The organism is Streptomyces sp. NPDC005962 (genome assembly GCF_040629205.1).
Taxonomy (GTDB): domain Bacteria; phylum Actinomycetota; class Actinomycetes; order Streptomycetales; family Streptomycetaceae; genus Streptomyces.
This window is the reverse complement of sequence record NZ_JBEXVE010000017.1, coordinates 19,514-42,676: the sequence shown is the minus strand read 5'-3', so window position 1 is coordinate 42,676 and position 23,163 is coordinate 19,514. Positions and strand designations below refer to the sequence as shown.

Annotated in this window: 36 protein-coding genes; 5 read left to right on the top strand and 31 right to left on the bottom strand. The window is 68.4% G+C overall.

From position 1 onward, the window contains the following. Positions 1–46: 46 nt before the first annotated feature. The 29 genes from rpsD to rpsJ all read right to left on the bottom strand — a co-directional run bounded on the left by rpsD (position 47) and on the right by rpsJ (position 15,193). The gene (gene rpsD / locus ABZ370_RS26000) at positions 47–673 is read right to left on the bottom strand and encodes a 30S ribosomal protein S4 (protein ID WP_358625295.1); all 627 of its coding nucleotides are present in this window, start codon (positions 671–673) and stop codon (positions 47–49) included. Positions 674–699: 26 nt separating this feature from the next. After that, positions 700–1,104: a 30S ribosomal protein S11 gene (gene rpsK / locus ABZ370_RS25995; protein ID WP_009715860.1), complete on the bottom strand. Its 405-nt coding sequence runs from the start codon at positions 1,102–1,104 to the stop codon at positions 700–702. Positions 1,105–1,170: 66 nt separating this feature from the next. After that, complete coding sequence (gene rpsM / locus ABZ370_RS25990; RefSeq protein ID WP_358625292.1) at positions 1,171–1,551, bottom strand: 30S ribosomal protein S13; 381 nt, start codon at positions 1,549–1,551, stop codon at positions 1,171–1,173. A gap of 187 nt (positions 1,552–1,738) precedes the next feature. Further along, positions 1,739–1,852, bottom strand: coding sequence for a 50S ribosomal protein L36 (gene rpmJ / locus ABZ370_RS25985; RefSeq protein ID WP_003956441.1), 114 nt, complete (start codon positions 1,850–1,852; stop codon positions 1,739–1,741). Between the two features lie 27 nt (positions 1,853–1,879). Continuing rightward, positions 1,880–2,101, bottom strand: a complete 222-nt coding sequence (infA, locus tag ABZ370_RS25980; protein WP_003956442.1) for a translation initiation factor IF-1 — start codon at positions 2,099–2,101, stop codon at positions 1,880–1,882. A gap of 262 nt (positions 2,102–2,363) precedes the next feature. Continuing rightward, positions 2,364–3,200 carry a type I methionyl aminopeptidase gene (gene map, locus ABZ370_RS25975; RefSeq protein WP_358625279.1) on the bottom strand — a complete coding sequence of 279 codons (837 nt, stop codon included), beginning with the start codon at positions 3,198–3,200 and terminating at the stop codon, positions 2,364–2,366. Positions 3,201–3,308: 108 nt separating this feature from the next. Next, positions 3,309–3,965 (bottom strand): adenylate kinase, encoded by a 657-nt coding sequence (locus ABZ370_RS25970; protein WP_358625277.1) that lies wholly within the window; start codon positions 3,963–3,965, stop codon positions 3,309–3,311. Beyond that, entirely contained in the window at positions 3,965–5,278 is a 1,314-nt protein-coding gene (gene secY, locus ABZ370_RS25965) for a preprotein translocase subunit SecY (RefSeq protein ID WP_358625275.1), read from the bottom strand. The genes ABZ370_RS25970 and secY overlap by 1 nt, the downstream gene beginning before the upstream one ends. 205 nt (positions 5,279–5,483) lie before the next feature. After that, positions 5,484–5,939 (bottom strand): 50S ribosomal protein L15, encoded by a 456-nt coding sequence (gene rplO / locus ABZ370_RS25960; protein ID WP_358625273.1) that lies wholly within the window; start codon positions 5,937–5,939, stop codon positions 5,484–5,486. A 1-nt stretch (position 5,940) separates the two neighbouring features. Continuing rightward, the gene (gene rpmD, locus ABZ370_RS25955) at positions 5,941–6,123 is read right to left on the bottom strand and encodes a 50S ribosomal protein L30 (RefSeq protein WP_009715866.1); all 183 of its coding nucleotides are present in this window, start codon (positions 6,121–6,123) and stop codon (positions 5,941–5,943) included. Between the two features lie 2 nt (positions 6,124–6,125). Then, complete coding sequence (rpsE, locus tag ABZ370_RS25950) at positions 6,126–6,731, bottom strand: 30S ribosomal protein S5 (RefSeq protein ID WP_358625270.1); 606 nt, start codon at positions 6,729–6,731, stop codon at positions 6,126–6,128. Between the two features lie 46 nt (positions 6,732–6,777). Next, a complete protein-coding gene (gene rplR, locus ABZ370_RS25945) occupies positions 6,778–7,161 on the bottom strand; it encodes a 50S ribosomal protein L18 (protein ID WP_358625268.1) in 384 nt (127 codons plus the stop codon). Positions 7,162–7,164: 3 nt separating this feature from the next. Beyond that, positions 7,165–7,704, bottom strand: a complete 540-nt coding sequence (gene rplF, locus ABZ370_RS25940; protein ID WP_358625266.1) for a 50S ribosomal protein L6 — start codon at positions 7,702–7,704, stop codon at positions 7,165–7,167. A gap of 20 nt (positions 7,705–7,724) precedes the next feature. Continuing rightward, positions 7,725–8,123 carry a 30S ribosomal protein S8 gene (rpsH, locus tag ABZ370_RS25935; protein ID WP_358625264.1) on the bottom strand — a complete coding sequence of 133 codons (399 nt, stop codon included), beginning with the start codon at positions 8,121–8,123 and terminating at the stop codon, positions 7,725–7,727. A 212-nt stretch (positions 8,124–8,335) separates the two neighbouring features. Beyond that, positions 8,336–8,521: a type Z 30S ribosomal protein S14 gene (locus tag ABZ370_RS25930; protein WP_003948630.1), complete on the bottom strand. Its 186-nt coding sequence runs from the start codon at positions 8,519–8,521 to the stop codon at positions 8,336–8,338. Between the two features lie 3 nt (positions 8,522–8,524). Continuing rightward, complete coding sequence (rplE, locus tag ABZ370_RS25925; protein ID WP_358625262.1) at positions 8,525–9,085, bottom strand: 50S ribosomal protein L5; 561 nt, start codon at positions 9,083–9,085, stop codon at positions 8,525–8,527. Then, entirely contained in the window at positions 9,085–9,408 is a 324-nt protein-coding gene (rplX, locus tag ABZ370_RS25920) for a 50S ribosomal protein L24 (RefSeq protein WP_358625260.1), read from the bottom strand. The genes rplE and rplX overlap by 1 nt, the downstream gene beginning before the upstream one ends. 3 nt (positions 9,409–9,411) lie before the next feature. Continuing rightward, positions 9,412–9,780, bottom strand: coding sequence for a 50S ribosomal protein L14 (gene rplN / locus ABZ370_RS25915; protein WP_003992364.1), 369 nt, complete (start codon positions 9,778–9,780; stop codon positions 9,412–9,414). A gap of 101 nt (positions 9,781–9,881) precedes the next feature. Beyond that, positions 9,882–10,169 (bottom strand): 30S ribosomal protein S17, encoded by a 288-nt coding sequence (gene rpsQ, locus ABZ370_RS25910; protein WP_009715873.1) that lies wholly within the window; start codon positions 10,167–10,169, stop codon positions 9,882–9,884. Further along, positions 10,169–10,393: a 50S ribosomal protein L29 gene (gene rpmC / locus ABZ370_RS25905; RefSeq protein WP_009715874.1), complete on the bottom strand. Its 225-nt coding sequence runs from the start codon at positions 10,391–10,393 to the stop codon at positions 10,169–10,171. Before rpmC ends, rpsQ begins: the two co-directional genes overlap by 1 nt. Further along, positions 10,393–10,812: a 50S ribosomal protein L16 gene (gene rplP / locus ABZ370_RS25900; protein WP_014178774.1), complete on the bottom strand. Its 420-nt coding sequence runs from the start codon at positions 10,810–10,812 to the stop codon at positions 10,393–10,395. Before rplP ends, rpmC begins: the two co-directional genes overlap by 1 nt. Before the next feature lie 5 nt (positions 10,813–10,817). Beyond that, on the bottom strand, positions 10,818–11,672 hold the full coding sequence (gene rpsC, locus ABZ370_RS25895; RefSeq protein ID WP_358625256.1) for a 30S ribosomal protein S3: 855 nt from the start codon (positions 11,670–11,672) through the stop codon (positions 10,818–10,820). Next, positions 11,672–12,019 carry a 50S ribosomal protein L22 gene (gene rplV / locus ABZ370_RS25890; RefSeq protein WP_358625550.1) on the bottom strand — a complete coding sequence of 116 codons (348 nt, stop codon included), beginning with the start codon at positions 12,017–12,019 and terminating at the stop codon, positions 11,672–11,674. The genes rpsC and rplV overlap by 1 nt, the downstream gene beginning before the upstream one ends. A gap of 40 nt (positions 12,020–12,059) precedes the next feature. Further along, entirely contained in the window at positions 12,060–12,341 is a 282-nt protein-coding gene (rpsS, locus tag ABZ370_RS25885) for a 30S ribosomal protein S19 (protein ID WP_009715878.1), read from the bottom strand. Positions 12,342–12,353: 12 nt separating this feature from the next. Further along, positions 12,354–13,190, bottom strand: coding sequence for a 50S ribosomal protein L2 (rplB, locus tag ABZ370_RS25880; RefSeq protein ID WP_358625254.1), 837 nt, complete (start codon positions 13,188–13,190; stop codon positions 12,354–12,356). A 48-nt stretch (positions 13,191–13,238) separates the two neighbouring features. Next, positions 13,239–13,565 carry a 50S ribosomal protein L23 gene (gene rplW, locus ABZ370_RS25875; RefSeq protein WP_358625252.1) on the bottom strand — a complete coding sequence of 109 codons (327 nt, stop codon included), beginning with the start codon at positions 13,563–13,565 and terminating at the stop codon, positions 13,239–13,241. Continuing rightward, a complete protein-coding gene (gene rplD / locus ABZ370_RS25870) occupies positions 13,565–14,218 on the bottom strand; it encodes a 50S ribosomal protein L4 (RefSeq protein WP_358625250.1) in 654 nt (217 codons plus the stop codon). Before rplD ends, rplW begins: the two co-directional genes overlap by 1 nt. An 8-nt stretch (positions 14,219–14,226) precedes the next feature. After that, entirely contained in the window at positions 14,227–14,871 is a 645-nt protein-coding gene (gene rplC, locus ABZ370_RS25865; RefSeq protein ID WP_358625248.1) for a 50S ribosomal protein L3, read from the bottom strand. Positions 14,872–14,884: 13 nt separating this feature from the next. After that, entirely contained in the window at positions 14,885–15,193 is a 309-nt protein-coding gene (gene rpsJ / locus ABZ370_RS25860; RefSeq protein ID WP_014054162.1) for a 30S ribosomal protein S10, read from the bottom strand. A gap of 457 nt (positions 15,194–15,650) precedes the next feature. On the opposite strand from rpsJ, the gene ABZ370_RS25855 reads away from it, so the two are divergent. The 5 genes from ABZ370_RS25855 (at position 15,651) to ABZ370_RS25835 (ending at position 21,451) form a co-directional block, all read left to right on the top strand. Beyond that, entirely contained in the window at positions 15,651–16,637 is a 987-nt protein-coding gene (locus ABZ370_RS25855; RefSeq protein ID WP_358625245.1) for a GNAT family N-acetyltransferase, read from the top strand. Between the two features lie 149 nt (positions 16,638–16,786). Next, complete coding sequence (locus tag ABZ370_RS25850) at positions 16,787–17,347, top strand: SigE family RNA polymerase sigma factor (protein WP_358625243.1); 561 nt, start codon at positions 16,787–16,789, stop codon at positions 17,345–17,347. A 13-nt stretch (positions 17,348–17,360) separates the two neighbouring features. After that, positions 17,361–18,227 (top strand): hypothetical protein, encoded by an 867-nt coding sequence (locus tag ABZ370_RS25845; protein WP_358625241.1) that lies wholly within the window; start codon positions 17,361–17,363, stop codon positions 18,225–18,227. A 63-nt stretch (positions 18,228–18,290) separates the two neighbouring features. After that, positions 18,291–19,163 carry a DUF3152 domain-containing protein gene (locus ABZ370_RS25840; protein WP_358625240.1) on the top strand — a complete coding sequence of 291 codons (873 nt, stop codon included), beginning with the start codon at positions 18,291–18,293 and terminating at the stop codon, positions 19,161–19,163. A gap of 134 nt (positions 19,164–19,297) precedes the next feature. After that, positions 19,298–21,451, top strand: a complete 2,154-nt coding sequence (locus ABZ370_RS25835) for a PIG-L family deacetylase (RefSeq protein ID WP_358625239.1) — start codon at positions 19,298–19,300, stop codon at positions 21,449–21,451. Positions 21,452–21,513: 62 nt separating this feature from the next. On the opposite strand, the gene ABZ370_RS25830 is transcribed toward ABZ370_RS25835, so the two are convergent. Both ABZ370_RS25830 and ABZ370_RS25825 read right to left on the bottom strand, forming a co-directional pair. Continuing rightward, entirely contained in the window at positions 21,514–22,593 is a 1,080-nt protein-coding gene (locus ABZ370_RS25830) for an SRPBCC family protein (RefSeq protein WP_358625238.1), read from the bottom strand. Next, entirely contained in the window at positions 22,586–23,122 is a 537-nt protein-coding gene (locus ABZ370_RS25825) for a hypothetical protein (RefSeq protein WP_358625236.1), read from the bottom strand. The genes ABZ370_RS25830 and ABZ370_RS25825 overlap by 8 nt, the downstream gene beginning before the upstream one ends. Between the last annotated feature and the right edge of the window lie 41 nt (positions 23,123–23,163).

The window sequence follows — 23,163 nt, the reverse complement described above, 5'->3', positions numbered from 1 at the left end:
GCCAAACGGCTCCGTACCGCCCGTATCGCCTGCGTTACTCGACGTACTACTTCGAGTAGAGCTCGACGATCAGCTGCTCCTGCACCTGGGTGTCGATCACCTGGCGCTCGGGCATCGAGTGCACGAGGATGCGCAGCTGCGACGGAATGGACTCCAGCCACGCCGGCACGGTGCGCTCGCCCGCCTCGGCCACGGCCACCTGGAAGGGGGTCATGGTCCGGGACTTCGGACGAACCTCGACGATGTCGTTCACGACGACACGGGCCGACGGAATGTCGGTCTTGACGCCGTTCACGATGAAGTGGCCGTGACGCACCAGCTGGCGGGCGTGGTCCCGGGACTTGGCGAAGCCCGCCCGGTACACCACGTTGTCCAGCCGCGTCTCGAGGATGCGAAGAAGGTTCTCACCGGTCTTGCCGGACTTCTTGTTCGCCTCCGCGTAGTAGCCACGGAACTGCTTCTCAAGGATGCCGTAAATGCGGGTCGCCTTCTGCTTCTCTCGGAGCTGCAGAAGGTACTCGCTGTCCTTGGTGCGCCCGCGACCGTGCTCACCCGGGGGGTAAGGACGGATCTCGATCGGGCACTTTGCGCTCTCGCACTTGCTCCCCTTGAGGAAGAGCTTCTGCTTTTCCCGACGGCAACGCTTGCAGTCGGCCCCGGTATAACGCGCCATTTCCAGTTATCTCCTACTTCAGCGGGTCAGACGCGCCGACGCTTGGGCGGGCGGCATCCGTTGTGCGGAGTCGGAGTGACGTCCTGGATCGAGCCCACCTCCAGGCCGGTGGCCTGGAGCGAGCGGATCGCGGTCTCACGGCCGGAGCCCGGACCCTTGACGAACACATCGACCTTGCGCATGCCGTGCTCCTGCGCGCGGCGGGCGGCCGACTCGGCGGCCATCTGCGCGGCGAACGGAGTGGACTTGCGCGAGCCCTTGAAGCCGACGTGGCCGGCCGAGGCCCAAGAAATCACATTCCCGGTGGGGTCCGTGATCGAAACGATGGTGTTGTTGAACGTGCTCTTGATGTGAGCGTGCCCGTGGGCGACGTTCTTCTTTTCCTTGCGGCGCACCTTCTTGGCGCCGGCCGTCCTGCTCTTCGGAGGCATTCCTGAATTCTCCCGTGGAGGTGGTCGGTCCTACAGCTCGGACCGCTTGGCAGCGTCCGGTGTGGACTACTTCTTGCCCGGCTTCTTCTTACCGGCGATCGCGCGACGCGGGCCCTTGCGGGTGCGGGCGTTGGTGCTGGTGCGCTGGCCGTGGACCGGCAGGCCGCGGCGGTGACGCAGGCCCTGGTAGCAGCCGATCTCCACCTTGCGGCGGATGTCGGCCTGAATCTCACGACGGAGGTCGCCCTCGGTCTTGATGTTGTTGTCCACGTACTCGCGGATCTTGACCAGGTCCTCTTCGGCCAGGTCGCGAACGCGGGTATCCGGGTTCACACCGGTGTCGGCGAGCGTCTGCTGGGCAAGGGTGCGACCAATGCCGAAGACGTAGGTGAGGGCGACCTCGACGCGCTTTTCGCGCGGGAGATCAACGCCTGCGAGGCGTGCCATGAATCTGGCTCCAGATGGTTGTCGGAGGTCTTCTGCAGCACCTTTCCCGGCCGGGCGGGCCGGGTCCCCGGCCTCCGACCGGGGGTGTCGCTCCCGACGAGGCGGGAACGGGTGGCTGCGTATGTACGTATCGCTGTGCGTCGCGCGAAGATTGCTGCGAGAAGTGCAGGTCTGCGGCCGGCGTGCGTCAGCCCTGGCGCTGCTTGTGGCGCAGGTTGTCGCAAATGACCATGACCCGGCCGTGGCGGCGGATCACCTTGCACTTGTCGCAGATCTTCTTGACGCTCGGCTTGACCTTCATGGTGTGAGGTTCTCCGGGTCGTGAGATCTACTTGTAGCGGTAGACGATCCGTCCGCGCGTGAGGTCGTACGGAGACAGCTCCACGACAACCCGGTCATCGGGCAGGATGCGGATGTAGTGCATGCGCATCTTGCCGCTGATGTGCGCGAGGACCTTGTGACCGTTCTGCAGTTCCACCTTGAACATCGCGTTCGGCAGAGACTCGATCACGGTGCCCTCGATTTCGATGGCGCCTTGCTTCTTGGCCATGTCCTGCTTTCGGGATCGGCTACCTTGATCGGCCCGAGACATGCGGGAGGGCATGCGTGAGCCGACGGGTCAGTCTACGTCAGGGCAGCCGGGAACACGAATCCGAGGCAGCATGCCCGGATTCCGCGAGGTTTATGCCAAAGAGGATCACGCAGGGCGACCGGATCAGGCCACCCGGAACGGTTCCCGGGCCGTGTCCCACGGCCGACGGGTCGCTCAGGCCGTCGCTCAGGCCGGCGGGTCACTCAGGCCCGCGGGGCGCTCAGGCCAGCGGGTCGGGGGCGGTCTCGACGCCCAGCTCGGCCAGCTTCGCCTTGCCGCCGTCCACGGCCGTCAGCACGAGCGGGCCCTCCTCGGTCAGCGCGACCGAGTGCTCCCAGTGGCTGGACCAGGTGCCGTCGTCCGTCTTGACGGTCCAGTCGTCGGCGAGGACGTGGGTCTTCGCGGTGCCGAGGCTCACCATCGGCTCGATCGCGATGCAGAAGCCGGATACCAGCTTCGGGCCCTTGCCGCGCTTGCGGGAGACATAGTTCAGCAGATGCGGGTCCATGTGCATCTGGCTGCCGATGCCGTGGCCGCCGTAGTCCTCGACGATCCCGTACTTACCGGAGGCCGGACGCGGCTGGCGGCGGATGTAGCCCTCGATCGCCCTGGAGATGTCGAGCAGCCGGTTGCCCTTGCGGACCGCGGCGATCCCGGCCCACATCGACTCCTCGGTGACCCGGCTCAGCTCATGCAGCTCCGGGGCGTGGCCCTCGCCGACGAAGACCGTGAAGGCGGCGTCCCCGTGCCAGCCGTCGATGATCGCGCCCGCGTCGATGGAGAGCAGGTCGCCGTCCTTGAGCACGGTCTCCCGGTCCGGGATGCCGTGCACCACGATGTCGTTCACGGAGGTGCAGATGGTCGCGGGGAAGCCCCCGTAGCCCAGGAAGTTCGACTTGGCACCATGGTCGGCGATCACCTTGCGGGCGACGTCGTCCAGGTCCTTGGTGGAGGCGCCGGGGACGGCGGCCGCCCGCGTCGCCTCGTGGATGGCCGCGACGACCAGCCCCGCCTCACGCATCTTCGCGATCTGCTCGGGGGTCTTGATCTCCACCATCGCCATTACCTTCCGCGGTCCATCGTTTCTGCTCAACAGTCTGCTCAACAGTACGGCCGCGACGCCCTCCGTGGGGCGGCGCGGCCGTACTACCGTCTTGCCCGGCTGTCAGGCCGCCTTGGCGGCCAGCGCGCCCATCGCGCGCTGGGTGACCTCGGAGACCTTGCCGAGCGCCGGGATCGTCACGACCTGGCCCTTGGCCTTGTAGTAGTCGATGATCGGCTCGGTCTCGCGGTGGTAGACCTCAAGGCGCTTGCGGACGGTTTCCTCGCTGTCGTCCTCGCGCTGGTACAGCTCGCCGCCGCACACATCGCACACGCCCTCGGCCTCGGGCTTCTTGTACTCCACGTGGAAGGTGTGCGCGCTGTCGTTGCGGCAGGTACGGCGGCCGGCGATCCGCTTGACCACCTCGTCCTCCGGGACCTCCAGGTCCAGGACCGCGTCGAGCGTCAGCTCGTTGGCCCGCAGGAAGGTGTCCAGGGCCTGGGCCTGGGCCACGTTGCGCGGGAAGCCGTCGAGCAGGAAGCCGCCCGCGGCGTCCGGCTCGCGCATCCGGTCCTCGGCCATGCCGACCGTGACCTCGTCCGGTACCAGCTGACCGGCCCGCATGTACTCCTGCGCCTGCTGGCCGAGCGGTGTGCCCTGGCTGATGTTCGCGCGGAAGAGGTCGCCCGTGGAGATGTGCGGGATCGACAGGTTCGCGGCGAGGTACGTGGCTTGCGTACCCTTGCCGGCTCCAGGAGGCCCGACGAGGACGATTCGCATCAGCGGAGGAACCCTTCGTAGTGTCGCTGCTGAAGCTGGCTCTCGATCTGCTTCACGGTCTCCAGGCCGACACCCACGATGATCAGGATGCTCGTGCCGCCGAACGGGAAGTTCTGATTGGCATTGAGCGTCACCAGCGCCACCGTGGGCACCAGGGCGATCAGACCCAGATAGAGCGCACCGGGCCACGTGATGCGGTTCAGCACGTAGCTCAGATACTCAGCAGTGGGTCGACCAGCCCGAATACCCGGGATGAACCCACCATACTTCTTCATGTTGTCGGCAACTTCTTCGGGGTTGAAGCTGATGGCGACGTAGAAGAACGCGAAGAAGACGATCAGCAGGAAGTACGCGGTGATGTAGACCGGGTGGTCGCCCTTGACCAGGTTCTGCGAGATCCAGTTCGCCCAGCCCGCCTTGGACTGACTGAACTGAACGATCAGCGCCGGAATGTAGAGCAGGGACGAGGCGAAGATCACGGGGATCACGCCTGCCTGGTTCACCTTCATCGGGATGTAGGTGGACGTGCCGCCGTAACTGCGACGGCCGATCATGCGCTTGGCGTACTGCACCGGGATGCGGCGCTGCGCCTGCTCGACGAAGACCACCAGGCCGACCATGGCCAGCCCACAGGCGATCACCAGGCCGAACTCCAGCCAGCCGCCCATGATCTTGCCCTGGCTCTTGATGCTCCACATGGCGCTGGGGAAACCGGCGGCGATCGAGACGAACATCAGGATCGACATACCGTTGCCGATGCCGCGGTCGGTGACCAGCTCACCGAGCCACATGATCAGCGCGGTGCCGGCGGTCATCGTGATGACCATCACGGCGGTGGTGAAGATCGAATCGTCCCGGACGATCTGATTGCCGACCGGGCAGCTCTGGAACAGAGAACCGCTGCGCGCGGTGGCGACCAGGCCCGTGCCCTGGAGGATCGCCAGCGCGACAGTCAGGTAACGGGTGTACTGCGTGATCTTCGCCTGCCCCGTCTGGCCCTCCTTCTTGAGGGCCTCCAGACGTGGAATCACCACGGTCAGCAGCTGCAGGATGATGCTCGCCGTGATGTACGGCATGATCCCGAGCGCGAAGATGGTGATCTGGAGCAGTGCGCCACCACTGAACATGTTGACCAGGCCGAACAGCCCCTGCTGACCCTTGGCCAAGTCCATGCACGTCTGGACGTTCTTGTAGTCGATGCCCGGGATCGGGACATGTTGCCCGAGCCGGAACAGCACGATGATGGCCAGCGTGAACAGCAGCTTCTTGCGCAGGTCGGGCGTCTTGAACGCCCGGGCGAACGCGGTGAGCACGGTGCCTCCTGCGCCCCCCGCGTTCGTGGCGCGAGAGGTGACGGTCTTGAGGATCGACGAATACTTATCAGCCAGGACCCGTACGAAGACGTACCGCACGGAAGGTAACGGCGCACGCCACCTTACCGGCGACCTGGCCTCCCTAGGAACGACCAACCGGGGATGCCCCGAATCTGGGGCATCCCCGGCCAGTTTCGCACGTTGCTCAGACGAGCTCGGTGACAGTGCCACCGGCGGCGGCGATCTTCTCCTTGGCGGACCCGGAGACGGCGTCGACCGTCACCTGGAGCGCCACGGAGACCTCGCCGGAGCCCAGCACCTTGACGAGCTGGTTCTTGCGCACCGCACCCTTGGCGACCAGATCGGCCACCGTGACCTCGCCACCCTGCGGGTAGAGCGCGGTCAGCTTGTCCAGGTTCACGACCTGGTACTCGGTGCGGAAGGGGTTCTTGAAGCCCTTCAGCTTCGGGAGCCGCATGTGGAGGGGCATCTGCCCACCCTCGAAGCGCTCCGGAACCTGGTAACGGGCCTTCGTGCCCTTGGTACCACGACCGGCGGTCTTACCCTTGGACGCCTCACCACGACCGACACGGGTCTTGGCGGTCTTGGCGCCCGGGGCGGGCCGGAGGTTGTGGACCTTCAGCGGCTTGTCCTCCGCCATGTCAGTCGACCTCCTCAACCGTCACGAGGTGCCGCACGGTGGTCGCCATGCCGCGGAACTCGGGGCGGTCCTCCTTGACAACCACGTCGCCGAGCTTCTTCAGCCCGAGCGAACGCAGGGTGTCGCGGTGGTTCTGCTTGCTGCCGATGTACGACTTCGTCTGCGTGATCTTGAGGCGGGCCATGCTCACACACCCACCCCGGCACGCGCCCGCAGCAGAGCGGCGGGTGCGACGTCCTCGAGCGGCAGACCACGACGGGCCGCGATCTCCTCGGGCCGCTGAAGGCCCTGCAGAGCGGCGCGCGTGGCGTGCACGATGTTGATCGGGTTCGACGAGCCGAGCGACTTGCTCAGCACGTCGTGGATGCCCGCGCACTCCAGAACGGCGCGCACCGGGCCACCGGCGATCACACCGGTACCGGGGGACGCCGGCTTGAGCAGCACGACGCCCGCGGCCTCTTCACCCTGGATCGGGTGCGGGATGGTGCCGGCGATACGAGGGACCTTGAAGAAGTTCTTCTTGGCCTCCTCCACGCCCTTGGCGATCGCGGCCGGCACTTCCTTGGCCTTGCCGTAACCGACACCGACGGTGCCGTCACCATCGCCCACCACGACCAGCGCGGTGAAGCTGAAGCGACGACCACCCTTCACGACCTTGGCGACGCGGTTGATCGCGACAACGCGCTCGACGTAGGCGGTCTTCTCGGCAGCTGCGCCACCGTCCCGCCGGTCCTTCCGGTCCCGCCGCTCGCCGCCACCGGCGCCGCCACCGCGACGCTGGGGTCCAGCCATTGGTTTTACCTCTCTCTGTTACGTCCGCTAGCTCCGGAACCGGGGCTTAGAACTTCAGCCCGGCTTCGCGGGCGGCGTCCGCCAGAGCGGCGATGCGCCCGGCGTACTGGTTGCCACCGCGGTCGAACACGACGGCCTCGACACCCGCGGCCTTCGCCCGCTCGGCCACCAGCGCGCCGACCTGCTTGGCCTGGTCGCTCTTGTCACTCTCGCCACCACGAATCCCGGTGTCCAGGGTCGACGCCGAAGCGAGCGTGTGGCCCGCGATGTCGTCGATGACCTGGGCCACCATGTGGCGGTTGGACCGCGTCACCACGAGGCGGGGACGCTCCGGCGTACCGGAGATCCGCTTGCGGACGCGGATGTGACGGCGCTTGATGGCAGCGGCCTTGCGCGCGTTGCCCTTAGCGATCTTCACACCGTATGTCATGGCTTACTTACCAGCCTTTCCGACCTTGCGGCGGATGACCTCGCCCGCATACTTCACGCCCTTGGCCTTGTAGGGGTCGGGCTTGCGAAGCTTGCGAATGTTCGCGGCGACCTCGCCGACCCGCTGCTTGTCGATGCCCTCGACGCTCAGCTTGGTCGCGGACTCCACCTTGAAGGTGATGCCCTCGGGGGCCTCGATCAGGATCGGGTGGCTGTAGCCGAGCGAGAACTCCAGGTTGGAGCCCTTCGCCAGTACGCGGTAGCCGACACCGCTGATCTCGAGCGCCTTGCTGTAGCCCTGGGTCACGCCGGTGATCATGTTCGCCACCAGCGTGCGGGACAGGCCGTGCAGGGCCTTGTTCTGACGCTCGTCGTTCGGGCGCGTGACAACGAGGTTGTTGTCCTCACCCTTGGCGACCTCGATGGGCGCGGCGACGGTGTGCGAGAGGGAGCCCTTGGGGCCCTTCACGGCGACCGTGCGGCCATCGATAGTGACGTCCACACCAGCGGGAACCTGGATGGGCAGCTTGCCAATACGCGACATGTGCTTCCTCCGTTCCCTGGTTACCAGACGTAGGCGAGGACTTCCCCACCCACGCCCTTCTTGCCGGCCTGCTTGTCGGTGAGGAGCCCATGCGACGTGGAGATGATCGCCACGCCCAGGCCTCCGAGCACCCTCGGCAAGCTGGTGGACTTTGCGTAGACCCGCAGGCCCGGCTTCGAGATCCGCTTGATGCCCGCGATCGAGCGCTCACGGTTCGGGCCGAACTTCAGCTCGAGGGTGAGGTTCTTGCCAACCTCGGCGTCCTCGACCTTCCAGCCGGTGATGTAGCCCTCCTGCTGGAGGATCTCCGCGATGTGCGACTTGATCTTGCTGTGGGGCATCACGACGTCGTCGTGATAAGCCGAGTTCGCGTTTCGCAGACGAGTCAGCATGTCTGCGATCGGATCGGTCATGGTCATGTTTGGCCTTCGGCCTCTCTCGCCGGGGTTTCCTATCTGCGCCATCCCTCTCACCCACTCTGGGTGGGCACGGGTGCGGCGCGGGGACCTTCGGCGTAGTAAGACAATTCTGGGCGACGAGCACCCAACCCTTCCACTCTACGGGAGTGAGAGGGCGGGTCTCGCCATCCATTGCTTACCGAGAGCCTCTGGTACCAGTCCGAGTGGGCTGGTTACCAGGAGCTCTTGGTCACGCCCGGCAGCTCTCCACGGTGAGCCATCTCACGAAGGCACACGCGGCACAGGCCGAACTTGCGGTACACGGAGTGGGGACGGCCGCAGCGCTGGCAGCGGGTGTATCCACGCACGCCGAACTTGGGCTTGCGGGCGGCCTTGGCAATAAGAGCCTTCTTCGCCACGGCTCACGCCTCCTTGAACGGGAAGCCGAGGTGACGAAGCAGGGCGCGGCCCTGGTCGTCGGTGGTCGCCGTGGTCACCACGGTGATGTCCATACCCCGGACGCGGTCGATCTTGTCCTGGTCGATCTCGTGGAACATGACCTGCTCCGTGAGACCGAACGTGTAATTCCCACGGCCGTCGAACTGCTTCGGCGACAGACCACGGAAGTCGCGGATGCGCGGAAGCGCGAGCGACACCAGACGGTCCAGGAACTCCCACATGCGGTCGCCCCGGAGGGTGACGTGGGCACCGATCGGCTGGCCCTCACGCAGCTTGAACTGCGCGATGGACTTACGGGCCTTGGTGACGGCCGGCTTCTGGCCGGTGATCGTGGTGAGGTCGCGGATGGCGCCCTCGATCAGCTTGGAGTCGCGGGCGGCATCGCCCACACCCATGTTGACCACGACCTTGGTGAGACCGGGGATCTGCATGACGTTCTCGATGGAGAACTGCTCCTGCAGCTTGCCCTGGATCTCTTCGCGGTAGCGCGTCTTGAGACGCGGTGCAGTGGTGGTGGCAGTCATCAGATGTCCTCACCGGTCCGCTTGGCAACGCGGATCTTGTTGCCCTCGTCGTCGAAGCGGAACCCGACGCGGGTGACAACCTTGTTGCCGTCCTTCTCCACCACGAGCTGAACGTTGCTCACGTGGATCGGGGCCTCGGTCGTCACGATGCCGCCGGTCTTCGAACCACGAGCGGACTGTCCGGCCTTGGTGTGCTTCTTGACCCGGTTGACACCCTCGACCAGGACGCGGTCCTCGCGGGGGAAGGCCGCGATGACCTTGCCCTGCTTGCCCTTGTCCTTACCGGTGATGACCTGGACCAGGTCGCCCTTCTTGACCTTCATCGGTTACAGCACCTCCGGCGCGAGCGAGATGATCTTCATGAACTTCTTCTCGCGCAGCTCACGACCCACCGGGCCGAAGATACGGGTGCCGCGGGGGTCGCCATCGTTCTTGAGGATGACGGCCGCGTTCTCGTCGAAGCGGATGTACGAACCGTCCGGGCGGCGGCGCTCCTTGACGGTGCGCACGATGACCGCCTTGATGACGTCACCCTTCTTCACGTTGCCACCGGGGATCGCGTCCTTCACGGTGGCGACGATGACGTCACCGATGCCCGCGTAGCGGCGACCGGAGCCACCGAGAACACGGATGCAAAGGATTTCCTTCGCACCAGTGTTGTCGGCGACGCGCAGTCGCGACTCCTGCTGGATCACGTCTATCTCCTGATCGTCTGCCGGTTCCCGGCAGGGGCTCGATATACCGAGCCCCTGCCGAGCCTGGCGGAACTGACCTGAGAGCTAATGCCCTCAGGGATTTACTTGGCCTTCTCGAGGATCTCGACGACGCGCCAGCGCTTGGTCGCGGACAGCGGCCGGGTCTCCATCAGGAGGACACGGTCGCCGACACCCGCGGCGTTCTGCTCGTCGTGCGCCTTGAGCTTGTTGGTACGGCGGATGACCTTGCCGTACAGCGCGTGCTTGACGCGGTCCTCGACGGCGACGACGACGGTCTTGTCCATCTTGTCGCTGACGACTAGACCCTCACGGGTCTTGCGGAAGCCACGGCTCTGCGGTGCGTTCTCAGTCACATTCGTCTCGCTCATCAGGCGCTCTCCACCGTCTCGATGCCGAGCTCGCGCTCCCGCATCAGGGTGTAGATCCGGGCGATGTCCTTGCGGACGGCCTTCAGCCGGCCGTGGTTCTCGAGCTGTCCGGTCGCCGCCTGGAAGCGGAGGTTGAACAGCTCTTCCTTGGCCTCACGCAGCTTGCCAACGAGGTCCTCGTTGTTCAGCTCACGCAGCTCGGACGCCTTGGTACCGGCCGCCATCACGACTCACCTGCCTCGCGCCGCACGATCCGGCACTTCATCGGGAGCTTGTGAGCAGCGCGGGTGAGCGCCTCACGCGCAGTCTTCTCGTTCGGGTAGGACAGCTCGAACATCACCCGACCGGGCTTGACGTTCGCGATCCACCACTCCGGCGAACCCTTACCGGAACCCATGCGGGTCTCGGCGGGCTTCTTCGTCAGCGGACGGTCCGGGTAGATGTTGATCCAGACCTTGCCGCCACGCTTGATGTGGCGGGTCATCGCGATACGAGCGGCCTCGATCTGACGGTTCGTGACGTACGCCGGGGTGACGGCCTGAATGCCGTACTCGCCGAACGCCAGCTCCGTGCCGCCCTTGGCCATGCCGGACCGCTTGGGGTGGTGCTGCTTGCGGTGCTTGACCCTGCGAGGGATCAGCATGTCGGTCAGGCCTCCGTTCCGCTGCTGGTAGAAGACGCGGCCTCAGCGGCCGGAGCAGCGGCTGCGGCCTCGGCCTTGGGGGCCTCGGCGGCGGCATTCTGCTGCTGCGGCTTGCGGCCACGGCCACCGCGCTCGCCACCACGGCGCTGCGGGCGGTCGCTGCCGCCGCCGCCACCACCACGCGACGGGCGGTTGCCGGCGCGGGCGGCGGCGTTCTCGGCGCGGACCTCGGCGATGTTCTTGACGTCGCCCTTGTAGATCCACACCTTGACGCCGATGCGGCCGAAGGTGGTCTTGGCCTCGAAGAAGCCGTAGTCCACGTTCGCGCGGAGCGTGTGCAGGGGCACACGGCCCTCGCGGTAGAACTCCGAGCGGGACATCTCGGCGCCGCCGAGACGGCCACCACACTGGATCTTGATGCCCTTGGCACCGGCCTTCATCGTCGACTGCATGCTCTTACGCATGGCGCGACGGAAGGAGACGCGGGAGGACAGCTGCTCGGCGACGGCCTGGGCCACCAGCTGAGCGTCCACCTCGGGGTTCTTGACCTCGAGGATGTTGAGCTGCACCTGCTTGCCGGTGAGCTTCTCCAGCTCGCCGCGGATACGGTCGGCCTCCGCGCCGCGACGGCCGATGACGATGCCCGGCCGGGCGGTGTGGATGTCGACGCGGACGCGGTCACGGGTGCGCTCGATCTCCACCTTGGAGATACCGGCGCGCTCCATGCCCTTCGTCATCATCCGGCGGATGGCGACGTCTTCCTTGACGTAGTCCTTGTACAGCTTGTCGGCGTACCAGCGCGACTTGAAGTCGGTGGTGATGCCGAGCCGGAACCCGTGCGGGTTAACCTTCTGGCCCATTACCGGGTTCCTTCCTTGCTGCTGACGACCACGGTGATGTGGCTGGTCCGCTTGCGGATCCGGTAGGCGCGACCCTGGGCGCGCGGACGGAAACGCTTCAGAGTCGGGCCCTCGTCGACAAAGGCCTCGGAAATGACGAGGTCGCCGGCGTCGGTGTGGTCGTAGTTGTGCGCGGCGTTGGCAATGGCGCTGTCAAGCACCTTGCCGACCGGCACGCTCGCGGCCTGCGGGGCGAAGCGCAGGACCGCCTGAGCCTCCGTGGCGCCCATGCCACGGATGAGGTCCACCACTCGGCGGGCCTTCATGGGCGTGACGCGGATGTACCGCGCCTGGGCCCTGGCTTCCATGGTTGTCCCTTCAGTGTCTGTCATGAGTCTCTTCCGCCGATCAGCGACGACGCGACTTGCGGTCGTCCTTCTCGTGGCCGCGGAAGGTGCGGGTCGGCGCGAACTCGCCGAGCTTGTGGCCGACCATCGACTCGGAGACGAACACCGGGACGTGCTTACGGCCGTCGTGCACCGCGATCGTGTGGCCGAGCATCGCCGGGACGATCATCGAGCGGCGGGACCAGGTCTTGATGACGTTCTTGGTGCCGGCTTCGTTCTGAACGTCCACCTTTTTGATCAGGTGGTCGTCGACGAAGGGCCCCTTCTTGAGACTACGCGGCATCTAAACCCGCTCCTAGCGCTTCTTGTTCGTCTTGCGGCGGCGGACGATGTACTTGTTGCTGGCCTTCTTCGGCGAGCGCGTACGGCCCTCCTTCTGACCCCACGGCGAGACCGGGTGGCGACCACCGGAGGTCTTGCCCTCACCACCACCGTGCGGGTGGTCGACGGGGTTCATGACCACACCACGAACGGTCGGGCGGACGCCCTTCCAGCGCATGCGGCCGGCCTTGCCCCAGTTGATGTTCGACTGCTCGGCATTGCCGACCTCGCCGACAGTGCCGCGGCAGCGGACGTCGACCAGGCGGATCTCACCGGACGGCATACGAAGGTGGGCCATGGAGCCCTCCTTCGCCAGCAGCTGCACCGAGGCACCCGCGGAGCGGGCGAACTTGGCGCCGCCGCCGGGCCGCAGCTCGATGGCGTGCAGCGTGGTACCGACGGGGATGTTGCGCAGCGACAGGTTGTTGCCGGGCTTGATGTCGGCGCCGGGACCGTTCTCGATCCGGTCGCCCTGCTTCAGGCCACGCGGGGCGAGGATGTAGCGCTTCTCGCCGTCCACGTAGTGCAGCAGCGCGATGCGCGCGGTGCGGTTGGGGTCGTACTCGATGTGCGCGACCTTCGCCGGGACGCCGTCCTTGTCGTGACGGCGGAAGTCGATCACGCGGTACGCACGCTTGTGACCGCCACCCTGGTGGCGGACCGTGATGCGGCCGGCGTTGTTACGACCACCCTTGCTGTGCAGCGGGCGGACCAGCGACTTCTCCGGCGTGGACCGCGTGATCTCGACGAAGTCGGCGACGCTGGAGCCACGACGGCCCGGGGTCGTCGGCTTGTACTTGCGGATACCCATTTCTCAGTCCTCGGAATATTCCGGACTTCTGGACGATTCCGACCTCCGTCAGGAGGTCGGGCCGCCGAAGATGTCGATACGGTCGCCCTCGGCAAGGGTCACGATGGCGCGCTTGGTGTCCTTGCGCTTGCCGTAACCGGTGCGGGTGCGCTTGCGCTTGCCCTGCCGGTTGATCGTGTTGACCCCGGTGACCTTGACCGAGAAGACCGCCTCGACGGCCTGCTTGATCTGGGTCTTGTTCGCGCGCGGGTCGACGATGAACGTGTACTTGTTCTCGTCCAGCAGCGCGTAGCTCTTCTCCGAGACCACCGGCTTGACGAGAATGTCGCGGTGGTCGGTGAAGGTCTTGCTGGTGACAGCGGTCGCCTCACTCATCAGGCGGCGCTCCCTTCGGTCTTCTCAGCGGCCTTGGGACCAGCCACGAAGGACTCGAAGGCGGCCTTGGTGAAGACCACGTCATCGGAGACGAGCACGTCGTACGTGTTCAGCTGGCCCGGCTCCAGGATGTGCACCTGGGGCAGGTTGCGGGCGGACAGCCACGCGGCCTCGTCGCTCCGCTCGGCGATCAGCAGCACGTGCTTGCGCTCGCTGATCTTGCCCAGCAGGACCTTCGCGGCCTTGGTGGAGACGTCGCCCTCGACCACGCCGCTCACGACGTGAACGCGGCTGTGGCGCGCCCGGTCCGAGAGGGCCCCGCGCAGCGCGGCGGCCTTCATCTTCTTCGGGGTCCGCTGGCTGTAGTCACGCGGCACGGGACCGTGCACGACGCCACCACCGGCGAACTGCGGCGCGCGGGTCGAGCCCTGACGGGCGCGACCGGTGCCCTTCTGGCGGTACGGCTTCTTGCCACCGCCGCGGACCTCGCCACGGGTCTTGGTCTTGTGCGTGCCCTGTCGGGCAGCGGCCAGCTGTGCGACGACGACCTGGTGGATCAGCGGAACGCTGACCTGCACGTCGAAGATCTCCGTGGGGAGTTCGACGGTCCCGGCCTTGTCGCCTGCCGGCGAAAGGATGTCAATGGTGCTCATCGGTTACCTCAGGCCCCCTTGGCCGCGGTACGGACCAGGACGAGGCCGCCGTTCGGACCAGGAACCGCTCCCTTGATCAGGAGCAGGCCCTTCTCCGCGTCAACGGCATGGACGGTCAGGTTCTGGGTGGTGACCCGCTCGTTGCCCATGCGGCCCGCCATGCGCAGGCCCTTGAACACGCGGCCCGGCGTGGCGCAGCCACCGATCGAGCCCGGCGAGCGGTGCTTGCGCTGGGTGCCGTGGCCGGCGCCGAGGCCTGCGAAGCCGTGGCGCTTCATGACACCGGCGGTGCCCTTGCCCTTGCTGGTGCCGGTCACGTCGACCTTGACACCGGAGTCAAACGCCTCAGCGGTGACCTCCTGGCCGAGCGTGTACTCGCTGGCGTCAGCGGTACGCAGCTCCACCAGGTGGCGGCGCGGGGTGACGTCGGCCTTGGCGAAGTGGCCCTTGAGGGGCTTGTTCACCTTGCGCGGGTCGATCTCGCCGAAGGCGATCTGGACGGCGTCGTAGCCGTCCGCGTCATCGGTACGGACCTGGGTCACGACGCAGGGGCCGGCCTTGACGACGGTGACCGGGACGACACGGTTGTTCTCGTCCCACACCTGCGTCATGCCGAGCTTCTCGCCCAGGACGCCCTTGATCTGCTTTGCCATCTCGCGCGTCACCTCAGAGCTTGATCTCGATGTCGACGCCCGCCGGCAGGTCGAGACGCATGAGCGAGTCGACTGTCTTCGGCGTGGGGTCGAGGATGTCGATGAGGCGCTTGTGCGTACGCATCTCGAAGTGCTCGCGCGCGTCCTTGTACTTGTGCGGCGACTTGATGACGCAGTACACGTTCTTCTCTGTGGGCAGCGGCACCGGGCCCGCGACCGACGCACCAGTGCGGGTCACCGTCTCGACGATCTTCTTCGCCGAAGAGTCGATGACCTCGTGGTCGTAGGCCTTGAGCCGGATGCGGATCTTCTGTCCCGCCATGGCTACTTCGTAGTCCTGTCTCTCGTAACGCTCTGGGACCCGATGGCGTTAGCGGCTCTCCCACCCCACCCCCGACCCACGCGGTCGGGCGTGTCGCGTCCCTTCCCGTAAATCTCCACAGCGGAGATCCCTCGCGAAGGGGGCTACTGAGGGGAGAAAGTCACCCACCGGGTGCCTGGTTGGGGCCCCGCTGACACTTCCCGGAAGATTCCCGTACTTCCGTCCCTGATCAGAGACGACGAGTACTGCGGGACTAGCTTCCAGTCCTCCCGGCGGGAGGCGCACAGCATCGGCACTCAACCGAGCAACCCGGACAGTCTGCCACACGAGGCCCAGCCTCCGCGAATCGGCCCTGGAGCGTACCCCACACCCACATCGGCGAATCCTCGCCCGCACGGTGGTGCGACGGACCGTGACCACGGTACCTTCGGCGCGCCGGGAAGAGGGGGGTATCGGAATGGCTGTGCCGTTACGGGTGGAGATCTTACGGGCGGGCGAGGAGCACGTGGAGCAGATCGTCCGGATCGCCGAGTCACGGAGCCTTAACGGGCCGGGCGGCGTCCGGGGGTCGACGGAGGGCGGTTTCCTGGTCTCGGCGTACACCGAGGCGGACTACCGCTCCCGGCTGGCGACCGCCGAGCACTTCTACGTGGCGGTCAAGGGCGGGCAGGTACTGGCGTTCCTGATGGCGTACAGCTCCGACCAGGTTGAGCCGGACGAGTGGCTGAACCGCCGGATCAAGACGACGCTGGGCAGCTACCTGGTGATCAAGCAGATCTGCGTGGCCCGCGAGGCGGGGCGGTCGGGCGTCGCCTCGATGCTCTACTACCACGTGCTCGACCAGTGGGACAAAAGCCCCGTGATCGCCGCGGTGGTCAACGACCCGCCCAACGACGCGTCCGCGCACTTCCACCACAAGCTCGGCTTCCAGGAGCTGACCCGGCTGACCCCGCCGGACGGGCTGCCGCGGGTGGTGTGGGTGTGGCGCAAACCGCGCGAGGCGATCCTGCACGCGCAGTACCAAATCGCGGTGGACCTCTACAAGCACGAGGACAACCTGAACTGGCAGAAGCTGAACAACTTCTTCTACATCACCGCGGGCCTCGCGGCCGCCACTGCCTTCTTCCTCGGTAAGGAGGGCGCGGGCGGCACCCTGGGCAAGGTCCTGGCGGTGATCATCTCGATCATCGGCTTCGGGGTGTCGCTGGGCTTCTCGCAGATGCTGCGCTTCGGCCGTCAGTACCTGCTGGCGCGCAAGGAAGCGGTGATAGAGCTCGAGGAGTACATGGCCTGGCACGGCGGCGAGCGGATCGTGAACCGCCGCACCAGTGACCCCGGTTCCGCCTATCTGAAGGTGTCACCCACCGGCGCGATCATGGTGCTGCTGCCGGTGCTGGTTTCGCTCTGCTGGCTCGCGGTGCTCGGGGCGCTGCTCGTCCACTGAGGTCGCCCGAGGTCTCCCGAGGTCGCCAAACATTACCGCCCCCTCGCCCCTTGTGATCTGACCCACAATGGGCAACCAAGCCCCGCCTCCAACGCGTTCGGCGTGCGTGGATCACACGAAGGATCGGCTTCGAATCACGCGAGGGCGGCATGGCGGGCGGCGAGTGGACAGAGTTCGAGGAGTTCGTCGCCGCCTGCGGGCCACGGCTGCTGCGTTCCGCCTGGTTCCTGACCGGCGACCGGCATCTGGCCGAGGACCTGCTGCAGAGCGCCCTGGCCCGGGTCTGGCCGAAGTGGGGGCGGATCGCCGAGGAGAACCCCGAGGCGTACGTCCGCCGCACCCTGGTCCATCTGCACGCGTCCTGGTGGCGGCGGCACTGGCGGCGCGAGGTGCCCCACTCCGAGCTGCCCGAGCCGTCGTCCCGGGGCGGCCCGACCGGGCCGTACCGCCACGTCGGCGAGGTCGACCAGGGACGGACGCTCATCGGGCTGCTGCGGCTGCTGCCCCGGCGCCAGCGCGAGGTCGTCGTGCTGCGCTATCTGGAGGATCTGAGCGTGGAGCAGACCGCCACGGTGCTGGGCTGCTCCACCGGCACGGTCAAGAGCCAGGCGTCGAAGGCCCTGAACACGCTGCGCGCCCGGCTGCCCGGATTCGATCCCGGTCTCGTGCCCGCCCCGGAGCCGGTCCGCGGCCGTACCGCGCCGAAGTGAGGTGAGGACCGTGGTGACGAAGAACGACCCCGGCGGGTACGGCACCGAGGAGCTGACCCGCACCGCGGCCGGGCTGCGCCGGCTCGCGGACGCCGACACCCCGCAGCTGGCGGCGCCGGAGGACCGGATGGAGCGGGTCCGGCACCGGGTGGCGCGGGCCCGCAGACGGCGCACCGCCGTCGTGGCCGCCCCCGTGGTGGTCGCGCTGATCGCGGGGGCGGTGTCGCTCGCCACCGGCCTGCGCGACGGCCGGTCCGCCGAGCCCGGCTCCACCACTCCGGCCACGGCGCCCGCCCCGGACCGGACCGCGACGCCCCGGAAGGTGCTGAAGCTGCCGGACGTCGCGGGCGGCATGAACCTGCGGGTGTCCGTGCCCGGCGACTGGCGGGTGCCACGGCCGCAGCGCACCGATGGCACGGACGTGCCCGCGAGCGAGACCTACGTCCTGGCGGGCCCGGCGGCCAACGAGACGTCGAGCACGGCCGCGGCCAGCACCCCGGGCAGGGCGACGAGCACCCCGGACAGCACGCCGTCGAGCGTCGTTCCCCCGGTCCCGGGCGACGGCGCGTGCGGCGAGCCCCTCAAGGAAGCCCTCTACGGCCCCGAGCTGTGCCTGCCGGTGACCAGGCTCCCCAAGAACAGCGCCCTGCTGCTGTGGCGCCGGGAGTCCTACGACCGGCCCGGGAAGGACCTGCCCGTGACACGGTCGTCCCCGACCGCGGTCTGCCGGGAGCTGGGCGGCACGGCCTTCCTCAGTCGGCGGCAGCCGCTGCCCGACCACCGAGACAGCACGGTCGCCGGGTACGCCTGCCTCGCCTCCGCGGACCCCGCCCTCGTCGAGCGCGTCGAGGACGCGCTCTCCTCGGCCCGCTTCTCCTGAGCCCGCCGACGTCCCACCCCTTCTTGCGCACACCTCCTTCACCACCCCTGGAGCACCCCCCGCATGACCGTCACCGAGCAGTCCGCCGAACCGTCCGCCGCGCCGCCCTCCCGGGCCTCGCACCGCCGTTCCCGGCGCCGCCGCCGGCGCCGGTCGCCGGTGGTGCCGCTGCTGGTCGGCGCGGCGGTGACGGCCGGAGCCCTGCTGGCCGCGTACGTCCTGTTACCGGCCGACGGCGGCGGCGTACGGTCCGCCCCCGCGGACTCCGCGGCGGCGAGCCCGTCCCCCACCGCGACGCCGTCGGCCCCGTCGGCGCCGCCCTCCCGGTCCTCCCGCGACGCCGCCCCCGCGCGCCCCGCCGCGCCCACGTCCCCCGCCGGGACCGGCACCTTCACCACCGCGAAGGCGTCCGGCGAGGTGATCGGCGACGGCGGCGACGTACGGCGGTTCAAGGTCCAGGTGGAGGAGGGCACCGGCGTCGACGCGAAGAAGGCCGCGGCCGAGATATCCGCGGTCCTCGCGGACGAGCGCGGCTGGACCAGGGACCAGAAGCACTCCTTCCAGCTGGTGGCCGACGGCGCTTACGACTTCGAGGTGAAGATCGCCACCCCGGACACGGTCGACGACATCTGCGGGCAGGCCGGTCTGAAGACCCGTGGCAAGGTCAACTGCGCCGCCGGAACGCAGGTCATGGTCAACCTCACGCGCTGGAACACCGGCTCCCCCGAGTTCGACGGCCCGATCGGCGAGTACCGGGCGCTGATCATCAACCATGAGGTGGGCCACCGCATCGGCCAGGGCCATGAGACCTGCCCCGGCCCCGGCAAGCCCGCCCCGGCGATGATGCAGCAGATAGACGGACTGAAGGGCTGCGTCGCCAACGCCTGGCCCTACACCAAGGCCGGGAAGTACCTCGGCGGCCCCTCGGTGGCCTAGGCGTGCTGTCCGTCGTGTCCGGAGTGTGACCGACACCTCCCGGTCATCGGACAACCTTTCAAGATCATCGACCGTCCCTTATCACGTGGAAGCAGCCGGAGACTACGTGCTGCACAAGTGACAGGGTCACCAAATTGAACAGTCGATGGACTCTGCCCGCGCGCACGACACGCAGGCAGGCACTGGCCGCGGTGGCGGCCCTCACCGCCGCCGCTGCCACCGGGTGCAGCAGCCGTCCCGGACCTTCCGCCGCCCCCGCCGCACCGGCCCGGACGACCACCGGCCCGGGGGCCGCCGAGCCGTTCACCCCGGCGGTCGGGGACAAGCGCGCCACCCTGCTCCAGGTGATGGCCCACCCCGACGACGACCTGTACTTCATGAACCCCGACAACGAGCACGTACTGCGCTCCGGGGTCCCCGTGGTGAGCGTGTACGTCACGGCGGGCGAGGCGCTGGGCATCAACCGGGTGGCCGGACGGCCGCTGCCGCCGCCGGACAAGGCCGCGTACTCCGCCTCCCGCCACCAGGGGCTGCGGCAGGCGTACGCGCAGATGCTGGGGCTGAACCAGTTCACGCCGTGGAACCGCGCGGTGCTGAACCTGCCCGGGGGCGTCAAGGCGGAGACGAACGTGCTCGCCAACGGCGCCCGCAGGGTGCGGCTGATCTTCCTCAACATCGCCATGCTGTCCGAGGGCCACCTGCGGATGCCCGACCTGTGGAACACCCCCGGCACCGTCATGCGGACGCTGCGGGCCGAGGACTCCCCGGTGGCGCACCCCAGCTCGTACGTCCACCAGACCCTGGTCGACGTGCTCGCCGAGCTCATGGACCGCTACCGCCCCACCCTCATCCACACCCTCGACCCCGACCCCGACTTCCAGATCCACGACGCGCTGCACCCCAAGGACAACGACCAGCCCGGCTGCTCGGACCACCGGGACCACACCCCGGTCGCGCTGTTCACCTGGAAGGCGATCGCGCAGTGGGCCGCCGAGTCCACCCGGCGGGACCACCAGGCGCCGCGCTTCACCACCACGTCCTTCCGCGGCTACTACAACCAGCGCTGGCCGCACAATCTGCCGCCCGCCGTGCTGGCCCAGAAGGCCCGCGTCATCAAGGCGTACGGCGGCTCACCCGAGTGGAAGTGCGGGGAGAGCGCGGGCTGCGGCGACTACAGCCAGGGCGGCGTGCGGCCGCTCCGGAACCGCAAAGGCTGGATTCGCTCCACCCACTACCGCTACCCCAGCGCCCTGCCCACCCCCACCACGGACCGCGAGGGCCGCCTCGTCGCATACGGGGTCCTCGGCACCCAGGCCGTCCGGTGGCGCGAGACCGCCCGCGGCAGCGGACGGTTCGGTGCCCCGCTCGGGCTCGGCGGCGGGCCGCTGGCCCCCGCCCTGAGCGCCGTGACCGACAGCACGGGACGCCAGGTGCTCCTCGCGCTGCGGTTCGCGGCGCTGGACGGCCAGGGCGGCGCCAACCTGCGCGAGATCGTGGCGCTGGAACAGAGCAGCCCCGACGGGCCGTTCCGCGCCTGGACCGGGCTCGGCACCCCCGAGGCCAACCCCGAGTACGGCCGCCGCGTCGGCTGCCCCGCCGCGGTCGCCACCCCGGACGGGCGGGTCCACCTCTTCGTACGGACCGCCGAGAAGGGCCTCGCCACCCGGGTACGGGACGCCGACGGCCGCTGGGGACCCTGGGAACGGCTCGGGGACGCGGAAATCCAGGACGGGCTGACCGCCCTGGTCGACCGCGAGGGCCGCGCCCACGTCGTCGCCCCGGGCCGCGACACCGTGCACCACTGGTCGCAGGAGCGGCCCGGCGGCCCCGTCACCTTGCGGGCCCCCGCCGGGCTGCCCCGCCCCGGCGGCGACCGGATCGGCGCCGCGATCGCCCCCGACGGCTCGCTCTCGCTGATCTACCGCACCCCCGCGGCCACCGTGCCCGCCCTCCACGGCGCGGAAAGCCGCACGGTGCCGCGCTTCGAGGGGTACGGGGCCATCGCCGCGCATACCGTGCCCGAGCCCGGCGAGGAGGGCGGGAAGGGCCAGGACGGCGGGAACCGCAAGGCCACCACGCTGCTCCTGCTCGGCCGTAGCCTCGACGGCGACGTCCAGGTCCAGTGGGGCACCGGCCCCGGCGACCGCCCGCTGCGCTCCCCCGGCCACCTCACCCCGGTGGGCGCCCCCGCCCTGCTGGCCGACCCCGCCGAGGGGCCCGCCGTCGTGGGCGTCTCCCCGGACGCCACCCCCTGGATCTGGCGCCCGCGCCCCACCAAGACGGCGTAGCACCGCGAGGCGCCCCCGTCCTGAGGGGCGGGGGCGCCCCGGCGGTTACGGAAGGGGGCTCGTCAGCGGCGGGACGCGGCCACCCGCCGCCGGGGGCGCTCGGCGTCCTCGTCCTGCTCGGCCTCGGCCTCGTCGGGCTCGTCGGCCTCGTCGGGCTCCTCCTCGTACTCGGCGTCGGCGTCGGCGTCGTCGGCCTCCGCGTCGTCCTCGTACGCCGCCTCCTCGTCCTCAGGCTCGTCCTCGCCCTCGGCATCCTCGTCCTCAGCGTGCTCGTCCTCAGCGTCCTCGTGCGCCGCTTCCTCGTCGTCCTGCTCGGCCCGCGGCTCATCGGCCTCTCCCCCGGCCTCCGCTTCGCGCTCTTCCTCTTCCTCCGCCACGGCCGTCTCGTGGTCGACCACGACCTCGCCGTCCCGGATCTCCCCGCGCCAGCCGTCCGTGGCCTCGCCGCGCATCATGATGAACTTGCGGTAGAGCTTGAGGTCGAGCCGGGCACGGCGGCCCTGGGCGCGCCAGATGTTGCCGGTCTTCTCGAACAGGCCCTTGGGGAAGTACTCCAGCACCAGCAGCACCCGGGTGAGGGTGTCGCCGAGCGGATGGAAGGTGACGACGCCCTTGACGGTGCCCTTGGCACCCTCGGTCGTCCAGCTGATCCGTTCGTCGGGCACCTGCTCGGTGACGTTGGCCTTCCAGCTGCGCGTGGACTTGGCGACCTTCACCTTCCAGTTGCTGCTGGTGTCGTCGGCCTTCTCGACGCTGACGACGCCCTTGGCGAAGGTGCTGAACTCCTGGAACTGGGTCCACTGGTCGTACGCCTCGCGGACCGGCACCCCGACATCGATGTCCTCGACCACCGTGACGCTCTTGGACTTGCCGCCGCCGCTCTTGCCGCGGCCCTTGCCGAACAACCCCTTGACCTTGTCCTTCAGCGTTTCCTTCATCTGCGAAGCGCCCGCTTTCAGTACGGCCTGGCCCGGTGACTTGCCCTCGGCGAGCGCCTGGGTGCCCTTGGCGAGACCGGTGCCGAGCCCGGAGAGCGCGTGGGTCGCCCGGGCCTGGACGTAGGACTGGAGCTCGTCCTTGAGACGGTCGGCGGCCGGGCTGCGCACGATGTCGTCCTTCAGCTTGCCCAACGTGTCAGCCATTGCGGCCCCCGGCGGTCTTGGCGGTCTTCGTGGTCTTCTTCGCGGCCGTCTTCGCCTTGCCGGGCGACGAGACGGCGGTCTTGCGCGCCCGACCGGCCGGGGCCTTGGCCGCCGTAGCCTTGGCCGCCGTGGCCTGCGGCGCCTTGCGGCGCGGCGCGGGCGGTTTCCGTTCGCTCTCCTCGTCGACCGGTTCGTCGTCCTCCCGCTCCTCGTCCCCGCCGCCGTCGTCGGGAGCTTCGCCCCGCAGGCCCAGCGTGCGGTCGTGCAGCGAATCGGCGAAGCCGTTCATACGGCTGGTCAGGGCCGAGGTCGCGGCGGTCTTGGCGGCACCGGTCAGTTCCTTGCGCGCCTGCGCGTTCAACCCGCTCAGCAGCGGGGATTCGACGACCGCCCGGGCCAGCTGCTGCGGATCGAGGGTGATCTTCTTCCCGGCGAGCAACATGCCCAGCCCGAGGGCGAGTTTCGCCTTCTTGGTGCGCCCCAGGAGGTAGCCTCCCGCGATCGCCACCGCGATCTTGCCGTTGGTCATCATCCGTACTCCCGAAGTCGAACTCAGCTTCGATGCGGATG

Coding starts and splice junctions, on each gene's coding strand:
- rpsD (WP_358625295.1), bottom strand. CDS start 673: ATGGCGCGTTATACCGGGGCCGACTGCAAGCGTTGCCGTCGGGAAAAG.
- rpsK (WP_009715860.1), bottom strand. CDS start 1,104: ATGCCTCCGAAGAGCAGGACGGCCGGCGCCAAGAAGGTGCGCCGCAAG.
- rpsM (WP_358625292.1), bottom strand. CDS start 1,551: ATGGCACGCCTCGCAGGCGTTGATCTCCCGCGCGAAAAGCGCGTCGAG.
- rpmJ (WP_003956441.1), bottom strand. CDS start 1,852: ATGAAGGTCAAGCCGAGCGTCAAGAAGATCTGCGACAAGTGCAAGGTG.
- infA (WP_003956442.1), bottom strand. CDS start 2,101: ATGGCCAAGAAGCAAGGCGCCATCGAAATCGAGGGCACCGTGATCGAG.
- map (WP_358625279.1), bottom strand. CDS start 3,200: ATGGTGGAGATCAAGACCCCCGAGCAGATCGCGAAGATGCGTGAGGCG.
- ABZ370_RS25970 (WP_358625277.1), bottom strand. CDS start 3,965: ATGCGAATCGTCCTCGTCGGGCCTCCTGGAGCCGGCAAGGGTACGCAA.
- rplO (WP_358625273.1), bottom strand. CDS start 5,939: ATGGCGGAGGACAAGCCGCTGAAGGTCCACAACCTCCGGCCCGCCCCG.
- rpmD (WP_009715866.1), bottom strand. CDS start 6,123: ATGGCCCGCCTCAAGATCACGCAGACGAAGTCGTACATCGGCAGCAAG.
- rpsE (WP_358625270.1), bottom strand. CDS start 6,731: ATGGCTGGACCCCAGCGTCGCGGTGGCGGCGCCGGTGGCGGCGAGCGG.
- rplR (WP_358625268.1), bottom strand. CDS start 7,161: ATGACATACGGTGTGAAGATCGCTAAGGGCAACGCGCGCAAGGCCGCT.
- rplF (WP_358625266.1), bottom strand. CDS start 7,704: ATGTCGCGTATTGGCAAGCTGCCCATCCAGGTTCCCGCTGGTGTGGAC.
- rpsH (WP_358625264.1), bottom strand. CDS start 8,123: ATGACCATGACCGATCCGATCGCAGACATGCTGACTCGTCTGCGAAAC.
- rplE (WP_358625262.1), bottom strand. CDS start 9,085: ATGACTGCCACCACCACTGCACCGCGTCTCAAGACGCGCTACCGCGAA.
- rplX (WP_358625260.1), bottom strand. CDS start 9,408: ATGAAGGTCAAGAAGGGCGACCTGGTCCAGGTCATCACCGGTAAGGAC.
- rpsQ (WP_009715873.1), bottom strand. CDS start 10,169: ATGAGCGAGACGAATGTGACTGAGAACGCACCGCAGAGCCGTGGCTTC.
- rpmC (WP_009715874.1), bottom strand. CDS start 10,393: ATGGCGGCCGGTACCAAGGCGTCCGAGCTGCGTGAGCTGAACAACGAG.
- rplP (WP_014178774.1), bottom strand. CDS start 10,812: ATGCTGATCCCTCGCAGGGTCAAGCACCGCAAGCAGCACCACCCCAAG.
- rpsC (WP_358625256.1), bottom strand. CDS start 11,672: ATGGGCCAGAAGGTTAACCCGCACGGGTTCCGGCTCGGCATCACCACC.
- rplV (WP_358625550.1), bottom strand. CDS start 12,019: ATGGAAGCCAGGGCCCAGGCGCGGTACATCCGCGTCACGCCCATGAAG.
- rpsS (WP_009715878.1), bottom strand. CDS start 12,341: ATGCCGCGTAGTCTCAAGAAGGGGCCCTTCGTCGACGACCACCTGATC.
- rplB (WP_358625254.1), bottom strand. CDS start 13,190: ATGGGTATCCGCAAGTACAAGCCGACGACCCCGGGCCGTCGTGGCTCC.
- rplW (WP_358625252.1), bottom strand. CDS start 13,565: ATGAGTGAGGCGACCGCTGTCACCAGCAAGACCTTCACCGACCACCGC.
- rplD (WP_358625250.1), bottom strand. CDS start 14,218: ATGAGCACCATTGACATCCTTTCGCCGGCAGGCGACAAGGCCGGGACC.
- rplC (WP_358625248.1), bottom strand. CDS start 14,871: ATGGCAAAGCAGATCAAGGGCGTCCTGGGCGAGAAGCTCGGCATGACG.
- rpsJ (WP_014054162.1), bottom strand. CDS start 15,193: ATGGCGGGACAGAAGATCCGCATCCGGCTCAAGGCCTACGACCACGAG.
- ABZ370_RS25855 (WP_358625245.1), top strand. CDS start 15,651: ATGGCTGTGCCGTTACGGGTGGAGATCTTACGGGCGGGCGAGGAGCAC.
- ABZ370_RS25850 (WP_358625243.1), top strand. CDS start 16,787: ATGGCGGGCGGCGAGTGGACAGAGTTCGAGGAGTTCGTCGCCGCCTGC.
- ABZ370_RS25840 (WP_358625240.1), top strand. CDS start 18,291: ATGACCGTCACCGAGCAGTCCGCCGAACCGTCCGCCGCGCCGCCCTCC.
- ABZ370_RS25830 (WP_358625238.1), bottom strand. CDS start 22,593: ATGGCTGACACGTTGGGCAAGCTGAAGGACGACATCGTGCGCAGCCCG.
- ABZ370_RS25825 (WP_358625236.1), bottom strand. CDS start 23,122: ATGACCAACGGCAAGATCGCGGTGGCGATCGCGGGAGGCTACCTCCTG.